Origin of the sequence: Curtobacterium sp. P97 (assembly GCF_023712445.1) — a bacterium.
Taxonomy (GTDB): Bacteria; Actinomycetota; Actinomycetes; order Actinomycetales; family Microbacteriaceae; genus Curtobacterium.
Map to the genome: position 1 here is coordinate 185651 of NZ_JAMAYF010000005.1, position 19009 is coordinate 204659.

Genomic DNA, 19009 nt, shown 5'->3' on the forward strand with positions numbered 1-19009 from the left:
GTCGTCATGGGTTCGGCTCCTGTACTGGTCTCCGTCGACGCCCGACCGGGTCGTCGAGGAACGAACCGCCACCCCTCGGGTGGTCGAGGGACGACCGGAGAGCACCCATGAACGAGAACCCCGCCGACGACCAGCGCGCGACCGACCGTCCCGGCTGGGAGGCCCCGCACGCCGACCGCGACACCCTCCGCCCGGCGTACGCCTTCGACGGCAGCGGCCCGTGGCTGTACGGCACCGACGGCTCGGGGCCGTACGCCTACACCCCGGACGGTCGCGGCCCGTACCTGCTCGGCAGCGCGGCCCTCGGCGGTCCCACGGACCCGCGTCCCGGTACCGCGAGCACGAGCACGGCGGCAGCAGGCGCGACGGCCGGCAGCACCCCCTGGGGCTGGACCTCGGGCGCGGCGGCAGCGAACCACCCCGGCGCGAAGCGCCCCCGGCGGCTCGGACTCGTCATCGGCTCGGGCGTCGCGGCGCTGGCGATCATCGGCGCGGCCGGCGGGACGGCGCTCGGCCTGTCCTCGCAGGGCACCACGACCACGTCGAGCCAGTCGCAGGGCACCACGACGCTGCCGGGCGGTGGCTCCGGCACGAGCGGCGGGACGAACGGCTTCACCGTGCCCGGGTACGGGAACGGCTCGGGCAGCGACGGCAGCAGCGGCAGCGGCAGCGGCAGCGGTACCGGCACGGGCACGGGCACGCAGACCGCCGCGACCCCGGCGACCGCGGCCCAGACGAAGGGCGTCGTGACGATCGACACCGTGATGAACTACGACACCTCGTCGCAGGCCGCGGGCACCGGCATGGTCCTCACCTCGGACGGCTTCGTCCTGACGAACAACCACGTGGTGCAGGGCGCCACGAGCATCGCGGTCACCGACGAGACGACCGGCAAGCAGTACCGGGCCGAGGTCGTCGGCACCGATGCCACGCACGACGTGGCCGTGCTCAAGCTGCAGGACGCGTCCGGCCTGTCCACGGTGACGCTCGACGACGACGGCGAACCGTCGACGGGTGACGCGGTGACGGACGTCGGCAACGCGGAGGGCACGGGCAACCTCGTCGCCGCCGCGGGCACGGTCACCGCCCTCGACCAGGACATCCAGGTGCAGAGCGAGTCCGGCACGGGCACGGAGTCGTTGCAGGGCCTGATCGAGGTCGCCGCGCAGATCGTCCCGGGCGACTCCGGCGGTCCGGTCCTGGACAGCGAGGGCGAGGTGGTCGGCATGGCCACCGCGGCGTCGTCGGGCTCCGCCGAGGTCACCGGGTACGCGATCCCGATCACGACCGCGAAGGCCATCGCGGACAAGATCCTCGCCGGGGAGTCCTCGGACACCGTCACGATCGGCCTGCCGGCGTTCCTCGGCGTCGAGGTCGGCTCGACCGCGACGACGCAGACCACCGCGGGTGTGCCGGTCGCCGGGACCGTCGACGGTTCGGGCGCCGCAGCAGCGGGACTGGTCGCCGGCGACACCATCACGAGCCTCGACGGCACGGCGGTCACGAGCAACGACGCACTGACGTCCTCGATCCGCTCGCACGCCGTCGGTGACCGGGTGCAGGTCGGCTACACCGATGCCTCGGGCACGGCGCACACCGTGACGGTGACCCTGACCGCAGGCCCCGCCGCCTAGCGAGGGCGCCGCGCGAGCGCCAGCGGCAGCAGCAGCAGCAGCAGCGGCAGCAGCGGCAGCAGCAGCAGCAGCAGCCTCAGCCGAGCAGCGCGCGCACCACGGACCGGTACACGTTCGCCGGGGAGTCGGACCGGAAGGCCGTCTCCCCGGCCTCCGTGCGTCCGACCCGGGCGAACCCGATGCCCTCGGCGTGCACGACGACGACGGGGGCCGGTCGACCCGGGCGACGGATCGACGAGACCGTCCACGGCGCGGCCCAGAAGCGCGCGAGCCGCGGGTCGGCCTCGGCGACGGCCACCGGCAGGTCCGGCGCGGTGTCGGCCGCACCCGTCCTGCGGGCCAGCAGGTCCGCGTGGAGCGACCCCGTGCGGAAGGGGAAGGTCCACGACGGGCGGATGCCGAGCCTCCCGGCCGCCAGCGCGACCACGCGCTCGACCGGCAGCCGGGCCACGGTGCCGCCCGTCTCGTCCGTCCCGTCCACGACGGTCTCCGACCAGGCCTGGAGGCGCGTGGTCCGCCCGTCGGGCAGGCGCTGTTCGAGGGTGACCGGCCGGGTGTCGTCGGCCCACGGCGCCAGGAGCTCCTGGGTGGTCTCGGGGAGCGTCCCGAGGCGGCCGACGAGCCCCGTCTGCACGAGCTCGCGACCGGCGGGCGAGCGCAGGAGCATCGGGTCCCACCGGCGTCCTGCCAGGCTGCGCAGGGTCGTGAGCGCGTCGGGACCGAGGTGCGTCCCGTCGAGCTGCGGGACCGGCGCCGCGACCGGCAGGGCCTCGAGCTCGCGCTGCGGGCGGGAGGGTGCCGGCTCGGTGGCACGGACCGACTCGAGCACGGTCGAGACCAGGTCGTCGGTCGCGAGCATCCGGGTGAGCGGCCGCTCGACGGTCAGGTCGACCCGGTGCCGGCCGGTCACGAAGAGCAGGTGGGCGCCCGCGACGTCGCCGTCCTCGTCGGGGCGGACGTACTCGACCAGGCGTGCCGGGGCGCCCGCGGTCGTCCACGGGTCGCAGCCGATGAGCCGCAGGCCCTCGACCGACCCGGGCAGGCGTTCGAGCAGGCTGGTGTGCTCCTCGGCGACGGTGCGCTCCGAGGGGCGGGACCGGACGGTCAGGACGACGTCGTCACCGGTCAGCCGGAGGTCGGCCTGCGGGGAGTCCTCGCGGCGCCAGCGGTCGGGGCGGCGGAGCGTCAGGCGGGAGGTTCGGTCCTCGGTACCGAGCGGGACGGGGACGGCCATGGGTCGAGGCTACGTGGCGACGGCGGCGGGGACGGCGACGGCTCGCCGGTGCACCGCGCGGGCGGAACCTGCTCGCCGACGGGCGAGGTGGGTGGGGCTGCGTCGCCGGCCGCGTCGCGAGGCTGCGTTGCCGGCCGCGTCGCGGGCTGCGTTGCCGGGCTGCGTCGCCGGGCGCGTCGCGGGCTGCGTTGCCGGGCTGCGTTGCCGGCCTGCGTTACCGGCCTGCGTTACCGGCCTGCGTTGCCGGCCTGCGTTGCAGTGCTGCGTCGCGGGGCTGCTCAGGGGCGGCGCGTGCGCGGCGCCGGCGGCGGGGGCACGTGCTTCGCCGCGACCACGTCGGCGAGCGGGACGTCGACGTGCCCCCGTCGCGTCTCGATCGTGACCGTGTCGACGGTCCGTGCGGACAGGGTGCCGAGGGCGTCGCGAGCGCCGTCCCCGACCCGTGCCCGCACGACGAGCCGGTCGCCGGGGGACGCCGCACGCAGGACGCCGAGCGCCAGCGCCCGGGCGAGGGCATCCTGCTCGCTCGGAGCCCGGCCGTCCGGGTCCTGCTGCCGCGGTTCCTGCACCCGTCGAGCGTACGGCCCGGTCGCACGGCTCGGGTGTCGGCCCGCTCGGGTCCCCGGCGCGGGCTGCTCGCAGGGCTGCGCCGCCTAGGGTGGTGGGATGGAGAAGGCGCGCGTCGACAGCTGGATCTGGGCGGTGCGGATCACGAAGACCCGGTCCGCCGCGACCAGTGCGTGCAAGGCCGGCCACGTCCGGGTGAACGGGGAACGTGCGAAGCCGGCGCAGCCGATCGCCCCCGGGGACGAGGTGCGGGTCCGTCAGCACGGGTTCGACCGCATCGTCGTCGTGACGGGCATCATCCTCAAGCGGACGAGCGCGACCGAGGCGGCGAAGCACTTCGAGGACCGGACCCCGCCCCGGCTCCCCCGCGAGGAGGCCGGGTTCGTCCCGACCCGGGACCGAGGCGCCGGTCGTCCGAGCAAGCGGGAGCGCCGCGACCTCGAGAAGCTCCGCGGCCACTGACGCGACCGGGCGTCGCGCCGCCGTCAGACGAAGCGGACGGTCTGCTGCAGGCGGTCGCGGACGTCGAACACGTCGACCGAGCCCTCCGGGGAGAACACCCCGTTCAGGACCTGACCGAGCGCACTGCGACGGACCACGAGCGCGGTGGGCTTGCGCGCCGACCCGACGACCTGGACGTCCTCGTCGACGGCGGAGTCCGGCACGACCATCAGCCGTCCGGTGAACTTCACGCGGGTCTGCTTCTGCACCGCTCGGGCTGCCCGCACGAGCTCCTTGACCGGACGCTCGCCCGGCGCCAGGGTCTCGCCGGCGATGTCACCGTGCTCGATGCGCACGGGAGCGCCCCAGTCGATCGACTCGACGGCCCAGAGTCCGCTCGGGGTCAGCACGGCGTGGTCGAGCTTGCCCTCGGCACCGGCGTCGAGGTCGTGCCACACGGTCACGCCGATGCCCATCCCCGCGATGATCGACGCCGTCGCCTCCTCCGCGAGGGCCTCGGCGAGCAGTCGGCGGATGTGCCGCGGCGCGGAGCGGACCAGCGCCGGGTCGTACGGGTCCTCGACGGGGTCGCCGAGGCCGACCCACTCGCGTTCGGCCTGCAGGAAGACCTCGCGGGAACGACCACCCGGGTGCCCGTACGAGCGCGCCCGCGGCCGGGAGTCGCGCCGAGCCGTCGGGGGCGCGAACCCCTGGCCGTCGTGCGACCAGACCGAGGACCCGGACGGACCGGACGCTGCGCTGGGGGTCGACGTGCGGGAGCCCGCGTCGTACGCCCGGCGGGCAGCCGGGGTCCCGATGCGCTCCCACGCGATCTGCACCTGGCGGAAGCGCCGGGCGTCTCCACCGAGGTCGGGGTGGGTCTCGCGAGCGGCACGACGGTACGCACGGCGGAGCGCGTCGTCGTCGGCGGTCGCGGGGACGCCGAGGACCTCGTACGGGGTGGCGTCGGCCGGGCTGTCGGTCATGGCCCTGCGACACTACCCGCTGGAGCATCGGAGTCCGCCGCGTGCGGGCTGGGAGCTGCCGGGAGGCCCGGTGCACGTCCGACGCGCGCGTCGCGCCCCGAGACGCCGGCGTCTGCGCGGGACGCCGCGGTCCGACGCGCGTCCCACACCGGCGAGACGACGGCGTCGGTGCGAGACGCCGTCCGCCGGTCGAGACGCCGCGAGATCCGGCGGCGTCTCGACGGCTCCGCGGCGTCCGGCACCGACGCCGGCGTCTCGACGGCTCTGCGGCGTCCGGCACCGACGCCGGCGTCTCGCGTGCACAGCGGCGTCTCGCACCGAGGCCGGCGTCTCACGCGCACGGCGGTGTCCCGCACCGACGCCGGTGCGCCGCGCAGCTCGTCCGCGCGGACGTCAGTCGGCGGTGACGGCCGCGCGGATGAGGTCCGCGTGGGACTCGATCCACGCCACGTCGGCCCGGTACAGGTCGGCGTGCCCGTGCTCGAGGTCGCTGAGGAACTTCGGGTTCCCCGCGGCGGCTTCGGTCTCCATCGTCGTGACGAGGGCGACGAGCGAGGCCGTGATCGTCTCGACGAGCACCCCGCGGGAGCGGTCGTCGAGCCCGTAGGCGCGGCAGAACTCCGCCGCGCGGTCGAGGCGCTCGTCGAGTCCCGGCGCCGAACTGCCCTCGACGAGACCGGTGGTGAACGGCGCGAAGCGGTAGACCGCGCTCGCGACGTCCCAGACGCGCGGCCCGGGGTGCGCGGTGTCGAAGTCGATGAGCCCGACCGCGGCGATGCCGTCGTACACGCAGTTGTACGGCGCGAAGTCACCGTGCACGATCGTCTCGACCGGCAGCCGTTCGGCCTGCGACCAGACGTCGACCGCGTCGTCCCGCGGGTAGGTCGCCGCGACGTCGTGGTACTGGCGCAGCAGTCGCGCGGACGTGACGAGGGCCGCCTCGCTCGCGATCTCGGTGCTCCAGGGGTAGTTGCCCGCCGTGCCCGGCACGAAGCTCACCGTCTCGAGGGCGTCCCCGACGGCGATCGGTTCGGGTGCCGCGACGAAGCCCTGCTCGTGCAGGTGCGCGAGCAGCCGGTGCACCGTCGGTGTCCAAGGCCCCGCAGGGCGGTGCACACGGTCGTCGGCTCTGGTGACACGCTCCATCGTGACCTCCTGATCGGTACGTCTCCGTTGACGTGAGGGTCAGCGTAGCGACGCCGGGTGGGCGATGTCTCGATCCGGTCACGACGGCCGCGTGACGATCTCGCTCCACAACGTGTGCAAGCTTGCATGCAAGGCGTAGGATCGGCTGCCGTGAGCGACACCAGCACCGAGGTCTCCGCCGCAGGACGGGCGTACGAGCACGTCAAGCGGGCGATCATCCGCGGCGACCTGCCGGGCGGCACGGCGATCAGCGAGAACGTGCTCTGCCGGGAGATCGGCGTCTCGCGGACACCCGTGCACGAGGCGTTCCTGCGCCTGGCGGCCGAGGACCTCATCCTGCTCGGCGCCCGCCGGGGCGCCGTCGTGCGCCCGATGTCCCCGAACGAGGCGGCGGACGTGCTCGAGGTGCGTGAGGCGATCGAGTCGACCGCGGCGACCCGCGTCGTCACCGACGGCCGCGTGCCGGAACTGGCACCGCTCCTCCAGGCCGAGCTGGCGGAGCAGGAGGCGGCGGTGGCCGCCGGGGACGTCGACCGCTTCGTCGAGCGGGACGCGGCGTTCCACGGCGCCGTCGTCGCGGCGTCGCGGAACGCGATCGCCGTCCGCTTCGCGCGGACGCTCGGCGACCGGCAGCAGCGGCTGCGGCACCAGCTGATGCGCGTGCGACCGGAGCAGTTGCAGGCGTCGCTCGACGAGCACCGGGCGCTCGCCGCGGCCCTCGACGACGGGGACGCCGAGCGGTACGCGGCGGTCCTCCGAGCGCACGTCGCGTCCCACCGGGGCGCGCTGTGAGCGGCGCGACCGGGAGCATCCCGACCACCGGCTCCGTGCCGGTGCCGGCCAGCCGGGTGGCCCCGTGGGCGATGGTCTGGGGCGCGGTCTTCGTGTGCTCGTGGGGCGGCAACCAGTTCTCGCCGCTGCTGCTCATGTACGAGGAGCGGGCGCACTACTCGTCCGTGCTCGTCAACGTCTTCCTCGGGGTCTACGTCCTCGGGCTCGCACCCGCGCTGCTCGTCGCCGGGTCGCTCTCGGACCGGCACGGGCGGAAGCCGCTCATGCTCGTCGGCATCGCCGCGGCCGTCGTCGGCAGCGGACTCCTGGCACTCGGGCCGTTCGGACCCGGCTTCCTCGCGGCCGGCCGGCTGTTCTCCGGCATCACGGTCGGCATCGCGATGGCGGTCGGCAACAGCTGGGTGAAGGAGCTCTCGCAGGGCCGCCAAGACCCCTCGGCCGATGCCGGCTCCGGGGCACGGCGCGCGTCGCTGGCCTTCACGCTGGGGTCCGGGATCGGTGCCCTCGTCGCCGGTGGGATCGCGCAGTGGGGGCCGGTGCCCGAGGTCCTGCCGTTCCTCGTGCACATCTGCGTCGCGGCACCGTTCGCCCTCGTCGTGTGGCGAGCGCCGGAGACCGCGGTGAACGGTGGTCTCGCCGGTCCGTGGTGGCGGCAGCTGGCGATCCCGAGTGCCGGGCACCGACGCTTCACGCGGGTGGTCGTCGTCGCGGCACCGTGGATCTTCGGGTCCGCTGCGATCGGCTACGGGTACCTGCCGACCCGGCTCGCGGGAGCGACCGGTCCGTGGGGCCTGGTGTTCGCGACCGCCGCGACCGTCGTCGCCCTCGGGGTCTCGAGCGCGGTGCAGCCGCTCGCCAAGCGCGTGCACTCGGTGTCCTCGGCGCGCGGGCTCGTCACCGCCGTCGCCGTGATGACCGTCGGGATCGGGGTCGTGCTCCTGGCGGTGGAGCTGCAGTCGGTGTGGGTCGGGCTCGCGGCGAACGTGGTGATCGGCGTGGGGATGGGGACCGCGCTCGTGTCCTCGTTGCTCGAGGTCCAGCGCATCGCCGGGTCGCGCGACCTCGCCGGCCTGACGGGAGCGTTCTACGCGGTGGCGTACAGCGGGTTCCTGGCGCCGGCGGTCATCGCGGCGATCGCGGGCGGTGCCGGGGTCCCGGTGTCGGCGATCCTGGCCGTGGTGGTCGGGCTCGGGGTGGTGTCGTGGGTGGCGCTGCTGGTGTCGTCGAAGCGGTACGTGCCGGAGGGCTGACGCCGCAGCGGGCCGGCGCTGCAGTGGACCGCCGCAGCAGCGGACCGGCGCTGCGGTGGGCCGACGCAGCAGCGGACCGATGCAGCGGTGGCGGACTACTGCTCGCGGAACCAGCCGGGGCCGCGGACCTCGGCGCCCAGGGCCTCGACCCGGGTACGGAGCTCCCGGTCCGCCGTGACGACGACGACCGGTGCGTGTCCGTCGCCGAGCGCCGACCGGGCAGCCTCGACGATCGCGTCGTCGCCGGAGCCCTCGGCGCGGACGACCCCGACCGAGTCGGCCGCACCGCCGAGGTCGCCGGCACCGACGGCACCCGCCGCCGTGCCCGCAGCACCGGCACCCGCGCCGGCCGCCCGCGCCTCGCCCTCGAGCACCACCGTCCACCGCGGCCACCAGCGGGCGAAGGGCAACCCGAGCTCCCCCGCGCCCACGCCCCGTCCGGCGAGCGCCGCCACGGACGACAGCAGCCGCTCCGCCGCGCCCGCACGGTCCTTCCACCAGCCGTCCGGCACGCTGCCGACGACGTTCGCCGCGTCCACCACCACGTGCGGGACCGTCTCGATCGCGCCGCGCAGGGCCGGCCACGAGGCACCGAAGCCCGGGTGCAGGGGCAGCGCGTCGACCTCGGCGACGGGGACCCACGACAGCGCGAGGCTCTCGCGGTCCGCGATCACCGGCTCGAACGGGCGGCGGGCGCGACCGACGACGGTCGTGTAGGTCCAGAAGCCCAGGTCGAGCACGGCGGCGTGCCGCAGGTCGATGCCGTCCTCGGGCACCCCGGCCTCCTCCGCGGACTCCCGGAGCGCGGCGGTGACGGCGTCCTCGTCCTGGTGGCGTGCACCACCGGGGATCCCCCACGTGCCGCCGTGGTGGCTCCACTCGACGCGGTGCTGCAGGAGCACCCGGCCGGCACCGTCGTCGACGAGCAGGCCGGCCGCGCCGAAGCGTCCCCAGGCCTTGGTGCCGTCCGGTCCGACGGCCCACGCGTCGCCGGGGTCGCGGGGTCCGGGCGGCGGTCCGGGAGGGGTCACGTCAGGCACCCGTCAACACTGGCACACCGCACCCCCGGAGTGCCCGGAGGAGGTCGTCGGACGTCGTGTACGGTGTCGTCCGAGACACGGGGTGCCGCACCGAGCGGCTGAGATCACACCCGTCGAACCTGCTCGAGCTCGTACTCGCGAAGGGATCGTCCATGCACACTGCTGCGCCCGTACCCGGACCCGCCGGCTCCCCGTCCCCGGCCTGGGCCGACCGCACCGCCTCGCTGCTCGAGGAGGTGCGCGCCCGCAGCCCCCTGGTGCAGTGCATCACGAACACCGTGGTGCAGAACGTCACGGCGAACGTCCTGCTCGCCCTCGGCGCCTCCGCGGCGATGGTCGACGTCACCACCGAGGCCGGTCCCTTCGCCCGCGTCGCCGACGCCCTGCTCGTCAACACCGGCACCCCGCACCCGGAGCCGCGCGCGGCGTCGGTCGAGGCGGCATCCGCAGCCGTCGACGTCGGCACACCGTGGGTCCTGGACCCCGTCGCGGTCGGCGCGCTGCCGGTCCGCACCGCCCTCGCCCGCGAGCTCCTCGCGCTCCGGCCGACCGTGCTGCGCGGGAACGCGTCGGAGGTCCTCGCCCTGCTCGGCGACGCCGACGGCGGCCGCGGGGTCGACAGCACCGCCGGCACGGACGAGGCGCGAGCGGCAGCGCTCCGGGCGTCGGACGGGAGGCTCGTGGGCGCCGTGGCCGTGTCCGGTCCCGTCGACCTGCTGGTCGCACCGGGCACCGGCGTGGTGCGGGTCGCGAACGGGTCGCCGCTGCTGACCCGCATCACCGGGGGCGGGTGCGCGCTCGGCGCGGTGGTCGCCGCCTTCGCGGCGGTGGTCCCGGACGACCCGGGCGCAGCAGCCGTCGCCGGGACGGTCGTGCACACGGTCGCCGCCGAGCTCGCCGCGCGTGACGCCGGCGGCCCGGGGACCTTCCAGCCGCTGTTCCTCGACCGGCTGGCGACGCTGACCCCCGAGGACGTCCTCCGGGTGGCGCGCATCACCACGGAGTCCGCACCACCGACGATCCCGGGATCCGCTGCAGCGCCGACGGTGGTCCGACCGTGAGCGCCCCGACGGACCTGGGCGTCTACCTGGTCACCGACCCGGTGCTCGTCGACCGGCACGGCAGGGGCGTGCTCGGCGTCGTCCGTGCCGCGGTCGACGCCGGGGTGCGGCTCGTGCAGGTGCGCGACAAGCAGGCACCGGTCCGCGACCTCCTCGCCCTGACCGCCGCGGTGGCCGACGCCGTCGGGGACCGTGCGACCGTCGTGGTGGACGACCGGACGGACGTCGCGCTCGCCGCCCGACGTGCCGGACACCGGGTCGCGGGCGTGCACCTCGGCCAGTCGGACCTGCCCGTCGCGGCCGCCCGGGCGCTCCTCGGGCCGGACGCCCACGTGGGGCTCACCGCGAACACCCCGGCCCACCTGGCGGCCCTCGCGGAGCTGCCCCGCGGCACCGTCGACCTGCTCGGCGTCGGTGTCGTCCACCCGACCTCGACGAAGCCGGACCACCCGCCGGCGCTCGGCGTGGACGGCGTCGCCCGGATCACCGGTGCGGCGCGCCCGCTCGGGGTCCCGTGCGTCGCGATCGGCGGCGTGACCCTGGACGACGTCGCGCCGCTGCGTGCGGCCGGTGTCGCCGGTGTCGCGGTGGTGTCCGGGATCTGCGCCGCCGCCGACCCGCACGCGGCAGCGGCGGCGTACCTCCGCGCCTGGAGCGGGTCGTGACCGCCGCCGAGCCCGCCGTGGGCTCGACGTCGCCGCCGGTGCCGGTGCCGGGGCGGCCGCACGTGCCGCGGGTCCTCAGCATCGCGGGCACCGACCCGACGGGCGGCGCCGGACTCCACGCGGACCTCAAGGCGATCACGGCGCACGACGGCTACGGCATGGGCGTCGTGACGGCCCTGGTCGCGCAGAACACCCACGGCGTGCGGTCGGTGCACGTCCCCGACGTCGGGTTCCTCCGCGAGCAGCTCGACGCCGTGTCGGACGACGTGGTGGTCGACGCCGTCAAGATCGGGATGCTCGGCACCGTCGAGGTCGTCCGCACGGTCACGGACTGGGTCCGCGCACACCGCCCGCCCGTGGTCGTCGTGGACCCGGTGATGGTGGCCACGAGCGGCGACCGGCTGCTCGACCGGCAGGCGACCGCCGCGATGGGCGACCTGCTCTCGCTCGCCGACCTCGTGACCCCGAACCGCGCCGAGCTGACCGACCTCGTCGCGCTCGCCGGGGGCACCGCACCGACGCCCCTCGAGGCCGCACGGCTCGTGGCCCGTCGGTGGGACGTCCTGGTGCTCGCGAAGGGCGGGCACGACACCGGGCCGACCGCCGACGACGTGCTCGTCCGGCCCGACGGCTCCGCCCGCACCTTCCGGGGCCCGCGCATCGCGACGACCAACACGCACGGCACGGGGTGCTCCCTGTCGAGCGCGATCGCGACGCTCGCCGCACGCGACGGCGACTGGGAGCTCGCGGTCGGCGGGGCGAAGACGTGGCTCACCGCCGCGCTCCGTGGCGCCGACGCGCTCCGGGTCGGGACGGGCAACGGACCGGTCGACCACGGTGCGCTCACCCGTGCCGCGCTCCCCCCGACGACCTGGACGGACCGGTGGTGGGCGGACGTCGCCGAGACCCTCGACCGGACGCTCTCGTGCTCCTTCCTGGAGGGCCTGCGTGACGGCACGCTCGACGGGGACGTGTTCGCCCGGTACCTCGCGCAGGACGTCCACTACCTGCGGGCCTACGAGCAGCACCTGCGACGGCTGGTCGCCACCACGGACGGCGAGCCCGCGGCGTTCTGGGCCTCGGCCGCCGCGGGCTGCGCCGACGAGGCACGCGACCTGCACCACCGCCGCCTGGCGGGCACGCACGCCGACGACCCGGTCCACCCGACGTGCGCCGGGTACCTCGCCCACCTGCAGGCCGCGGCCGACAGCGGGTCGGTCGGGGTGCTCGCCGCCGCCGTGCTGCCGTGCTTCCGGGTCTACGCCTGGGTCGGCACGCAGCTCGGCCGCGCCCCGGAGGGACACCCCTTCGCGGACTGGCTCGGCGCGTACGGCGACCCGGCGTTCGCTGCGGCGAGCGCCGAGGCGACCGCGCGCGTCGAGGCGCTCGCGGCCGCCGCGGACCCGTCCGAGCGGGGGCGGATGGCGCGGGCGCACCGACGGTCGACCGAGTGGGAACTCGCGTTCTTCCGGATGCCGACGGAACACGTGGGCCCGTCGGCCCCGGCGGACCCGCCGGCGCAGCGCGACTGACCGGACCACGGCCGTCGCACGCGGCACGGGACGGACGGGAGGCTCGGGGCGGACCCGAGCCGTGCCTCCCGGCCGGTGCATCCTCCGTCTGACGACTCGCCCGTCTAATCGTGCGGTCGCGTCAGCGCGCCGCCGGCGGCAGCCGGACCGTCTCGACCGTCAGCGCACGCCCGTCCACCGTGCCCCGCATCCACGTGAAGTCGGGCTGCCTGCGGCGGTCCGTCGGCGACCCGGGGTTGAGCAGGCGCATCCCCGACGGCGCGACCGAGTCCCACGGGATGTGCGAGTGCCCGAACACGAGCACGTCGGTGTCCGGGTACGCGGCGTCCGCCCGGCGCTCGCGACCCGTCGCCGCACCGGTTTCGTGCACCAGGGCGAAGCGGAGGTCCTCCACCGTGAAGCGGGCCACCAGCGGCAGCCGGTCGTCGAACTCGGGGCCGTCGTTGTTGCCGCGGACGCCCTCGAACCGACGGGACCGACCCTGCACGGCGTCGAGGGTGGCGAGGTCGACCCAGTCCCCCGCGTGCACGACGAGGTCCGCCGCGTCGACGTCCGCCCAGAGCCCAACCGGCAGGTCCTTCGCGCGCTTCGGCAGGTGGGTGTCGGAGAGCAGGACGAACGAGGTGGTCACGGGGCGTCGGGACCGTCCGTACCGGCGTGGCCGTCCGGCGTCGCGCGGGCGGGCATCGGCAGACCGGCCTCGTCGGCGGCGCCGAGTCGTTCGAGCAGCCCGGCGAGGAGCGCGATGTCGTCGTCCGACCAGTCGGCGAGCCGTTCCTCGAGCGCGTCGCGGTGCAGGCGCACCGAGCGGTCGAGGGCGGCACGGCCGGCGTCGGTCGCCTCGAGGGGCTTCGCGTTGCCGGAGCCGCCGTCGGTGGTCCGCACGAGCCCCGCCGCGAGCAGGCCGGACAGCTGCCGCGAGATCGTCGAGCGGTTGAGCCGCAGGTACCGGGCGATGTCGATCGCCATGCACCCGGGGTGCTGCACGACGAAGTCGACGAGGGACTGGTCGACGACGCTGAGCACGAGGTCGTCGCCGCGCGCCCGGATGCTCGCACGTCGCGTGATGCGGGCGAGTTCGGTGTAGGCGCGTCCGATGTCGCCGTTGCGGACCTCGTCGTCGGGGCGTCCGCCGTCACGGACCGCCGAGCTCGGGCTGCTCATCGCGTTCTCCAGCCTGTCACTGCGTGCGCCGGGTGCTCGGCGCTGGTGGGTGCCGCCACCCTACCGGCGGTCACGGGCTGCTCCCCCTCAGCGACCGGCGGCTGCGGCCTGCAGCGCGGGGATGTCGAGCTTGACCATGTCCTGCATCGCCTTGAACACCCGGGCGTTGGCCTCGGGGTCACCGCCGCCGGTCATCAGGTCGCCCATCATCGACGGGGTCACCTGCCACGTCAGGCCCCAGCGGTCGTGCAGCCACCCGCACGCGAGCGGTCGGCCGCCGTCGGCGAGGAGCGCGTCCCACACCCGGTCGAGCTCGTCCTGCGTGTCGACGTCGACCTGGAAGGACACGGCGTCGGTGTGCGGGTGCCCCGGGCCGCCGTTCATCGCCCGGTACGGCTGACCGAGGAGCGTGAACTCGACGACGAGGGCGGTGCCGTCCGGCGTCCGGGCGACGCTGTCGACCCGACTGTCCGGGAAGAGCGACGTGTAGGTCGTGGCGGCCTGTTCGGCCTGGTCGTCGAACCAGAGGAACGGGGTGATCGTGGGCACGGTGCCTCCGGGTGCTCGGGTGCGGCCGCGACGCTGCGGCCGGAACGTGGGGTGGGTCAGTCCGCGGTGCCGCGGCTGAGCAGGTCGGCCTTCTCGGGGTGTTCGTCGAACCACTTGCCGACGAACCAGCACATCGGCACGATGCGCTTCGTGGTCCTCGCCTCGACGTCGGCGACGGCGTGCGCGACGAGCTCCGCCGCGTAGCCGTGCCCGCGGTGGCTCGGGACCGTGTACGTGTGCGGGAACGACACGGCGTCCTCCGCGGCCCGGTAGTCGAGCACGCTCACGAGCTCGCCGTCGACGTACATCGCGTAGCGGTCGCGGTCGGCTTCGTCGCGGAACTCGTGGGCCATGGCGCCATCATGCACCCGACGGGCAGCGGCCGCACGGCGACGACGGCCCGGGGCGACCGCCGGTGGGAATGCACTGCTCGGCGCCGCGTTGCACGACCGCATGACAACGATCGGCATCATCGGAGCAGGCAACATCGGATCCCAGCTCGCGCGCCTCGCCGTGCAGCACGGCCACGACGTCGTGATCGCCAACTCGCGCGGCCCCGAGACCCTGCAGGACCTGGTCTCGGAGCTCGGCGAGCACGCCCGCGCGGCCACCCGCGACGAGGCGGCAGCAGCGGGCGACATCGTCGTCGTGACCACCCCGCTCGCGGCGATCGAGACGATCCCGGTCGAACCCCTGGTCGGCAAGGTCGTCATCGACACCAACAACTACTACCCGCAGCGTGACGGCCACATCACGTCCCTCGACGAGGAGACGACGACCACCGCCGAGCTCCTGCAGGACCACCTGCGCGGTGCCCGGGTCGTCAAGGCGTTCAACCACATCGCCGCCACGGCGCTGACCGACGAGGCCACCCCCGCCGGCACCCCCGACCGCCGGGCCCTGGTGGTCGCGGGCGACGACGCCGACGCCAAGCGGGTCGTCTCCGACCTGATCGACGAGTTCGGGTTCGACGTGGTCGACGCGGGCCCCCTCGCCGAGGGCTGGCGCATCCAGCGCGACACCCCCGGGTACGTCACGCGGTACACCGCCGACGAGCTCCGGGCGAAGCTCGCCGAGGCGGAGCGCTACCGCGACATGTAGCCCCCACCTCCGCAACACGCCACGAAGGCGGTTCCCCGCAGCGGTACAGCTCGGCGCGGAGCCGCCTTCGTTGCGTCTCGCGAGCCCCGGCCGCGAGGCATCCTGCGCGAAGTGGACTGCGCGACCCCGGAACTGGGGCTGCGCAGCGGTCCATGCACGCGGATAGAAATGACGATGGATCAGAAGAGCGAGGGAGCACGAGTGGCGTCGCACCGCATGCCGGACCGAGACCGGCCGCGTCGAGCGGTCCCTGCGTGGGTCGTCGCACCCCCCGAGGACACCGCAGTCGGCCGGGAGGCACCACGCGCCCCCGCTCCGCAGGCACCCGTCCTCGACGCGGTCGCGGCCGTCCCCGTGGTCGCCCCCGGGACGCCGGGTGCGGCGGGTCCGACGCTGCCGCAGGACCCGACCGACGTGCTGCCCGCCGTCGACGTCGTCGTGCCCGACTACCCGCCGCAGGAGCACCTGCTCCCGCCGGCCCCGACCTCGCCCGCGGTGCAGGTGCCGCCGTTCGACACCGCACCCCTGCCGGTGTCCCCCGTCGACGCCGCCGAGTCGGGCGGCCCCCTCACTCCGCCGGTCGACCCGACGCACAGCGCCCACGCCCCGGCACCGGTGCAGCCCCCCGCTCCCGCCGCCCCCGTCGTCGGACAGCCCCGCTTCTCGGTCCCCGGACTCGAGCACGTCCTGGTCGAGGGCGCGGAACCCGAGCCCTCCGGACCGATCGGGTACCGCACGCCGGCGCGCTTCGCCCGGCAGCAGGCACCGCGGCCGACCGTCGTCGACCCTGCGCCGTCCGGCTTCGACGCCGTCATCGCAGCGCCCGCCGCGCCCACCGTCCAGGCACCGTCGGTCTTCCCGGGCGGACCCGCGGCCGTGTCCACGCCGGAGGCCGCCGTGCCCACGGCAGCGGCTGCCGCACCCACGGCAGTGGCCGGGCCGTCGGCAGCCGGTGCCCCGGTCGCCGGCGGTGTGTCCGCGCCCTACCGGCGGGGTCGCCGGTCGGGATCGGCCGCGGCTCGCACCGGCACCGACGCCGAGGTGGGCGGGCACGACGACGGTGAGCAGGGCCTCCAGGCCGACCGTCGGGCGTCCCGCGACCGCAGCCGCACCGCGATCGGGGCGACCCCGGCAGCCGTGCTCGGCGCCGTGACCGGTGTCGCCGCCCTCGCCCTCGCCGCCTGGTGGTTCACGGCGCCGGCGACGGTGCACGCGACCGGACTGGTCCTCGGAGTGCTCGCACTCGCGCTGTCGGTGACGGCCCTCCGGACCCCCGCGGCGACGTGGCAGCGACCGGTGGCGCTCCTCGGGGCGGTGCTCGGCGGTGTCGGCGCGCTCGTGCTCCTCTGGGCGGTCGCCGCGGCGCTGCTGGCACCCGCCGGCGTGACGCTGCCCGACCTCACCGGCACGGGGACGACGCCGACCCTCGCGCCGTAGCGCTCAGACGGCGCGGACGACCCCGCGGGACAGGATCGCGCTCGTCAGGGCGTCGATCGGCTCGCGCTGCACGGTCGGGTTCGCGATGAGCACGTAGTCGACGGCGGGCAGGTCGGGCAGCGAGAGCCGCTGCGACACCTTCACGAGGTCGGCCGGGATCAGCGAGTGCGGGAACACCGCGACCCCGATGCCCGCCCGGACCGCCGCGAGCACGCCGTTCACGTCACGGGTGTTGCAGGTGATCCGCCAGGTGCGCCCGGCGGACTCGAGGGCGTCGATCGCCATCTGCCGGCTGATGCTCGGCGCCTGGTACGCGATCAGCGGGACGGGCTCGTCGGCTTCGAGCGCGATGCCGTCCTGCGCCATCCACACCATCTGGTCGGTCGCGACGCGGGTGCCCTCGGCGGACTCCCCCGCGGTCTGCTTGATGAACACGAGGTCGAGCTGACCCGCGTGCACCCGGCGGAGGAGCGGCGCGGACTGGTTCACCGTCAGCTCGAGGTTCACCTGCGGGTGCAGCCGGCGGAAGTCCCGCAGGATGCGCGGCAGCTGGGTGATCGCGAGGTCGTCCGCCGCACCGAAGCGGAGCCGGCCGCGGGTCGCGGCCCCGGAGAAGTAGGCGTCGGCGGTCGCGTGCGCGGCGAGGATCGAGCGGGCGAACCCGGCCATCGCGTCGCCGTTGTCGGTGAGCGCCACCCCGCGGGTGTCCCGGGCCACGAGGGTCCTCGCCACCGCGGTCTCGAGCCGACGCACGTGCTGCGAGACGGTCGGCTGGCTGATGCCGAGGCGCTGCCCGGCGAGCGTGAAGCTGCCGGTCTCGGCGACGGCGAGGAACGTGCGGAGCAGCACCGGGTCGAGCACGTGACCTCCTCCGGCGGACGGGCCGCCGCCATTCGACATCGCAATGGAGTGATAGCCACCATAGGGGTGTCGAATGGGCCCGCGCCACGTAGTTTCGAACGGGTACCGACTCCATCCCCGACGATCCGGAGCCCCACCACCGTGAGTGCGTCATCGACGACCCTCCCTCCACCCACCGAACCACTCCCGATCCAGGCCGAGCGTCCACCGTGGCGGCACACCCTCATCGCCCTGTCGGTCCCCAACTTCCGACTGTTCACCGCGACCAACCTCGTGGCGATGACCGCGGGCTGGATGCAGCGGATCGCGCAGGACTGGCTCGTCCTGCAGCTCACCGGCTCCGTCGCGCAGGTCGGCATCACCGTCGCGTGCCAGTTCGCGCCGATGCTGTTCTTCGGGCTCTGGGGCGGGGTGCTCGTCGACCGGTTCTCGAAGCGCGCGCTCATGATGCTCACCCAGGGCGCCTTCGCGGTGCTCTCCGCACTGCTCGCCGTCCTGACCCTCACCGGCGTGGTCGAGGCGTGGCACATCTGGGTCATCGCGTTCCTGGTCGGGATGGTCACCGTCATCGACAACCCCGCGCGGCAGGTCTTCGTCACCGAGATCGTCGGGCACCAGCACCTGCGGAACGCGATCAGCGTCAACTCGAGCGTGTTCCAGCTCGGCGGGATGATCGGGCCCGCGCTGTCCGGAGCGCTGCTCGTCGCCGTCGGGGCGGGGTGGTCGTTCGGGGTGAACGCGATCGCGTGCGTCGCCGTGGTCGTGACGCTCGGGTTCCTCCGGACCTCGGAGCTCCACCGGACCCCGCCGATGCCGCGCGCCAAGGGACAGCTCGTCGAGGGCCTGCGCTACGCCGTCCGGAAGCCGACGATCCTGGTGCCGGTCGTGCTCATGGCGTTCTTCTCGGTGTTCGCCCTGACGATGCCGGTGCTGCTCTCGGCCTTCGCGTCCGAGGTCTACGACGTGGGCGCGGGCGGCTACGGGGTGTTCAACTCCGCGGTCGCGGTCGGAGCCCTGGCCGGGGCGCTGCTCTCGACCAGGCGCGCGACCGTGCGGCTGCGGACGATCGTCGGCGGGGTGTTCTGGACGGGCGTGCTGCTCGTCGTGAGCGGCTCGATCCCGGTGATCGCGCCGTTCACCGTGGCGCTCGTCGCGGTCGGGATGTCACAACTGCTGTTCATGACGGCGTCGAACTCGCTCGTGCAGCTGTCGTCGAACGTCGCGATCCGAGGCCGGGTGATGTCGCTCTACGTGCTCGTGCTGCTCGGCGGCCAGGCCGTGGGCGGGCCGGTCATGGGGCAGGTCGTCGACCACTTCGGCGCGCACGTCGGCATGGTGGTCGCCGGGGGCGTCCCCGCGGTGGCGGCGGTCGTCGCCGGCGTCGTGCTCGCACGGCGGGGCGGGCTGCACCTGGCGGTGCGGATGCGGCACCACGTGCCGCTGCCCGCGATCGAGGCGCGGTAGCGCGCGGCGCGCGGCGCGGCTGCGGGGTCGCGGCGCGCGGCGCGCGGCGCTGGAGCACAACCGAAAGCACGTCGCGCCACGGGAA

At 75.1% G+C, this 19009-nt stretch carries 20 protein-coding genes and 1 riboswitch; of the genes, 10 read left to right on the forward strand and 10 right to left on the reverse strand.

Annotated features, from left to right (window positions below):
• The first annotated feature begins 107 nt into the window (after positions 1–107).
• Positions 108–1634, forward strand: coding sequence for a S1C family serine protease (locus M3677_RS07310; RefSeq protein WP_251160134.1), 1527 nt, complete (start codon positions 108–110; stop codon positions 1632–1634).
• Positions 1635–1710: 76 nt separating this feature from the next.
• On the opposite strand, the gene M3677_RS07315 is transcribed toward M3677_RS07310, so the two are convergent.
• Together M3677_RS07315 and M3677_RS07320 are read right to left on the reverse strand one after the other, a co-directional pair.
• On the reverse strand, positions 1711–2868 hold the full coding sequence (locus tag M3677_RS07315) for a hypothetical protein (RefSeq protein ID WP_251160135.1): 1158 nt from the start codon (positions 2866–2868) through the stop codon (positions 1711–1713).
• A gap of 278 nt (positions 2869–3146) precedes the next feature.
• Positions 3147–3437 carry a hypothetical protein gene (locus M3677_RS07320; RefSeq protein WP_251160136.1) on the reverse strand — a complete coding sequence of 97 codons (291 nt, stop codon included), beginning with the start codon at positions 3435–3437 and terminating at the stop codon, positions 3147–3149.
• Between the two features lie 97 nt (positions 3438–3534).
• Between M3677_RS07320 and M3677_RS07325 the strand changes: the two genes are divergently transcribed.
• Positions 3535–3897 carry an RNA-binding S4 domain-containing protein gene (locus tag M3677_RS07325; RefSeq protein WP_066653687.1) on the forward strand — a complete coding sequence of 121 codons (363 nt, stop codon included), beginning with the start codon at positions 3535–3537 and terminating at the stop codon, positions 3895–3897.
• Between the two features lie 23 nt (positions 3898–3920).
• Here M3677_RS07325 and M3677_RS07330 read toward each other — a convergent pair whose 3' ends face one another.
• Both M3677_RS07330 and M3677_RS07335 read right to left on the reverse strand, forming a co-directional pair.
• Positions 3921–4862: a DnaJ domain-containing protein gene (locus tag M3677_RS07330; protein ID WP_251160137.1), complete on the reverse strand. Its 942-nt coding sequence runs from the start codon at positions 4860–4862 to the stop codon at positions 3921–3923.
• A gap of 393 nt (positions 4863–5255) precedes the next feature.
• The gene (locus M3677_RS07335) at positions 5256–6008 is read right to left on the reverse strand and encodes a phosphotransferase enzyme family protein (protein ID WP_081984784.1); all 753 of its coding nucleotides are present in this window, start codon (positions 6006–6008) and stop codon (positions 5256–5258) included.
• A gap of 150 nt (positions 6009–6158) precedes the next feature.
• Between M3677_RS07335 and M3677_RS07340 the strand changes: the two genes are divergently transcribed.
• Both M3677_RS07340 and M3677_RS07345 read left to right on the forward strand, forming a co-directional pair.
• Complete coding sequence (locus M3677_RS07340; RefSeq protein ID WP_066653683.1) at positions 6159–6800, forward strand: GntR family transcriptional regulator; 642 nt, start codon at positions 6159–6161, stop codon at positions 6798–6800.
• Positions 6797–8050 (forward strand): MFS transporter, encoded by a 1254-nt coding sequence (locus M3677_RS07345; RefSeq protein WP_251154917.1) that lies wholly within the window; start codon positions 6797–6799, stop codon positions 8048–8050. Before M3677_RS07340 ends, M3677_RS07345 begins: the two co-directional genes overlap by 4 nt.
• A gap of 95 nt (positions 8051–8145) precedes the next feature.
• Here the strand turns inward: M3677_RS07345 and M3677_RS07350 are convergent, their stop codons facing one another.
• The gene (locus tag M3677_RS07350; RefSeq protein WP_251160138.1) at positions 8146–9090 is read right to left on the reverse strand and encodes an NUDIX domain-containing protein; all 945 of its coding nucleotides are present in this window, start codon (positions 9088–9090) and stop codon (positions 8146–8148) included.
• Between the two features lie 68 nt (positions 9091–9158).
• Positions 9159–9254: riboswitch (TPP riboswitch) on the forward strand.
• On the opposite strand from M3677_RS07350, the gene thiM reads away from it, so the two are divergent.
• From thiM to thiD, 3 genes are all read left to right on the forward strand, one after another.
• A complete protein-coding gene (thiM, locus tag M3677_RS07355; RefSeq protein ID WP_251160139.1) occupies positions 9243–10151 on the forward strand; it encodes a hydroxyethylthiazole kinase in 909 nt (302 codons plus the stop codon). Its footprint overlaps the riboswitch before it by 12 nt.
• Entirely contained in the window at positions 10148–10816 is a 669-nt protein-coding gene (thiE, locus tag M3677_RS07360) for a thiamine phosphate synthase (RefSeq protein ID WP_251160140.1), read from the forward strand. The genes thiM and thiE overlap by 4 nt, the downstream gene beginning before the upstream one ends.
• On the forward strand, positions 10813–12348 hold the full coding sequence (gene thiD / locus M3677_RS07365) for a bifunctional hydroxymethylpyrimidine kinase/phosphomethylpyrimidine kinase (protein ID WP_251160141.1): 1536 nt from the start codon (positions 10813–10815) through the stop codon (positions 12346–12348). Before thiE ends, thiD begins: the two co-directional genes overlap by 4 nt.
• Before the next feature lie 121 nt (positions 12349–12469).
• Here the strand turns inward: thiD and M3677_RS07370 are convergent, their stop codons facing one another.
• From M3677_RS07370 to M3677_RS07385, 4 genes are all read right to left on the reverse strand, one after another.
• Positions 12470–12979, reverse strand: a complete 510-nt coding sequence (locus tag M3677_RS07370) for a YfcE family phosphodiesterase (RefSeq protein ID WP_251160142.1) — start codon at positions 12977–12979, stop codon at positions 12470–12472.
• Positions 12976–13512, reverse strand: coding sequence for a MarR family winged helix-turn-helix transcriptional regulator (locus M3677_RS07375; protein WP_066653673.1), 537 nt, complete (start codon positions 13510–13512; stop codon positions 12976–12978). The genes M3677_RS07370 and M3677_RS07375 overlap by 4 nt, the downstream gene beginning before the upstream one ends.
• An 87-nt stretch (positions 13513–13599) precedes the next feature.
• The gene (locus M3677_RS07380) at positions 13600–14061 is read right to left on the reverse strand and encodes a VOC family protein (RefSeq protein ID WP_251160143.1); all 462 of its coding nucleotides are present in this window, start codon (positions 14059–14061) and stop codon (positions 13600–13602) included.
• A 56-nt stretch (positions 14062–14117) separates the two neighbouring features.
• Positions 14118–14414 carry a GNAT family N-acetyltransferase gene (locus M3677_RS07385; protein WP_066653669.1) on the reverse strand — a complete coding sequence of 99 codons (297 nt, stop codon included), beginning with the start codon at positions 14412–14414 and terminating at the stop codon, positions 14118–14120.
• Between M3677_RS07385 and M3677_RS07390 the strand changes: the two genes are divergently transcribed.
• Positions 14413–15162, forward strand: a complete 750-nt coding sequence (locus M3677_RS07390) for an NADPH-dependent F420 reductase (RefSeq protein WP_081984781.1) — start codon at positions 14413–14415, stop codon at positions 15160–15162. The genes M3677_RS07385 and M3677_RS07390 overlap by 2 nt on opposite strands.
• 174 nt (positions 15163–15336) lie before the next feature.
• The gene (locus tag M3677_RS07395) at positions 15337–16599 is read left to right on the forward strand and encodes a hypothetical protein (RefSeq protein WP_251160144.1); all 1263 of its coding nucleotides are present in this window, start codon (positions 15337–15339) and stop codon (positions 16597–16599) included.
• 3 nt (positions 16600–16602) lie between these two features.
• On the opposite strand, the gene M3677_RS07400 is transcribed toward M3677_RS07395, so the two are convergent.
• Positions 16603–17460 (reverse strand): LysR substrate-binding domain-containing protein, encoded by an 858-nt coding sequence (locus M3677_RS07400; protein ID WP_066653658.1) that lies wholly within the window; start codon positions 17458–17460, stop codon positions 16603–16605.
• Positions 17461–17601: 141 nt separating this feature from the next.
• Between M3677_RS07400 and M3677_RS07405 the strand changes: the two genes are divergently transcribed.
• A complete protein-coding gene (locus tag M3677_RS07405) occupies positions 17602–18924 on the forward strand; it encodes an MFS transporter (RefSeq protein WP_066653656.1) in 1323 nt (440 codons plus the stop codon).
• The last annotated feature ends 85 nt before the right edge of the window (positions 18925–19009 follow it).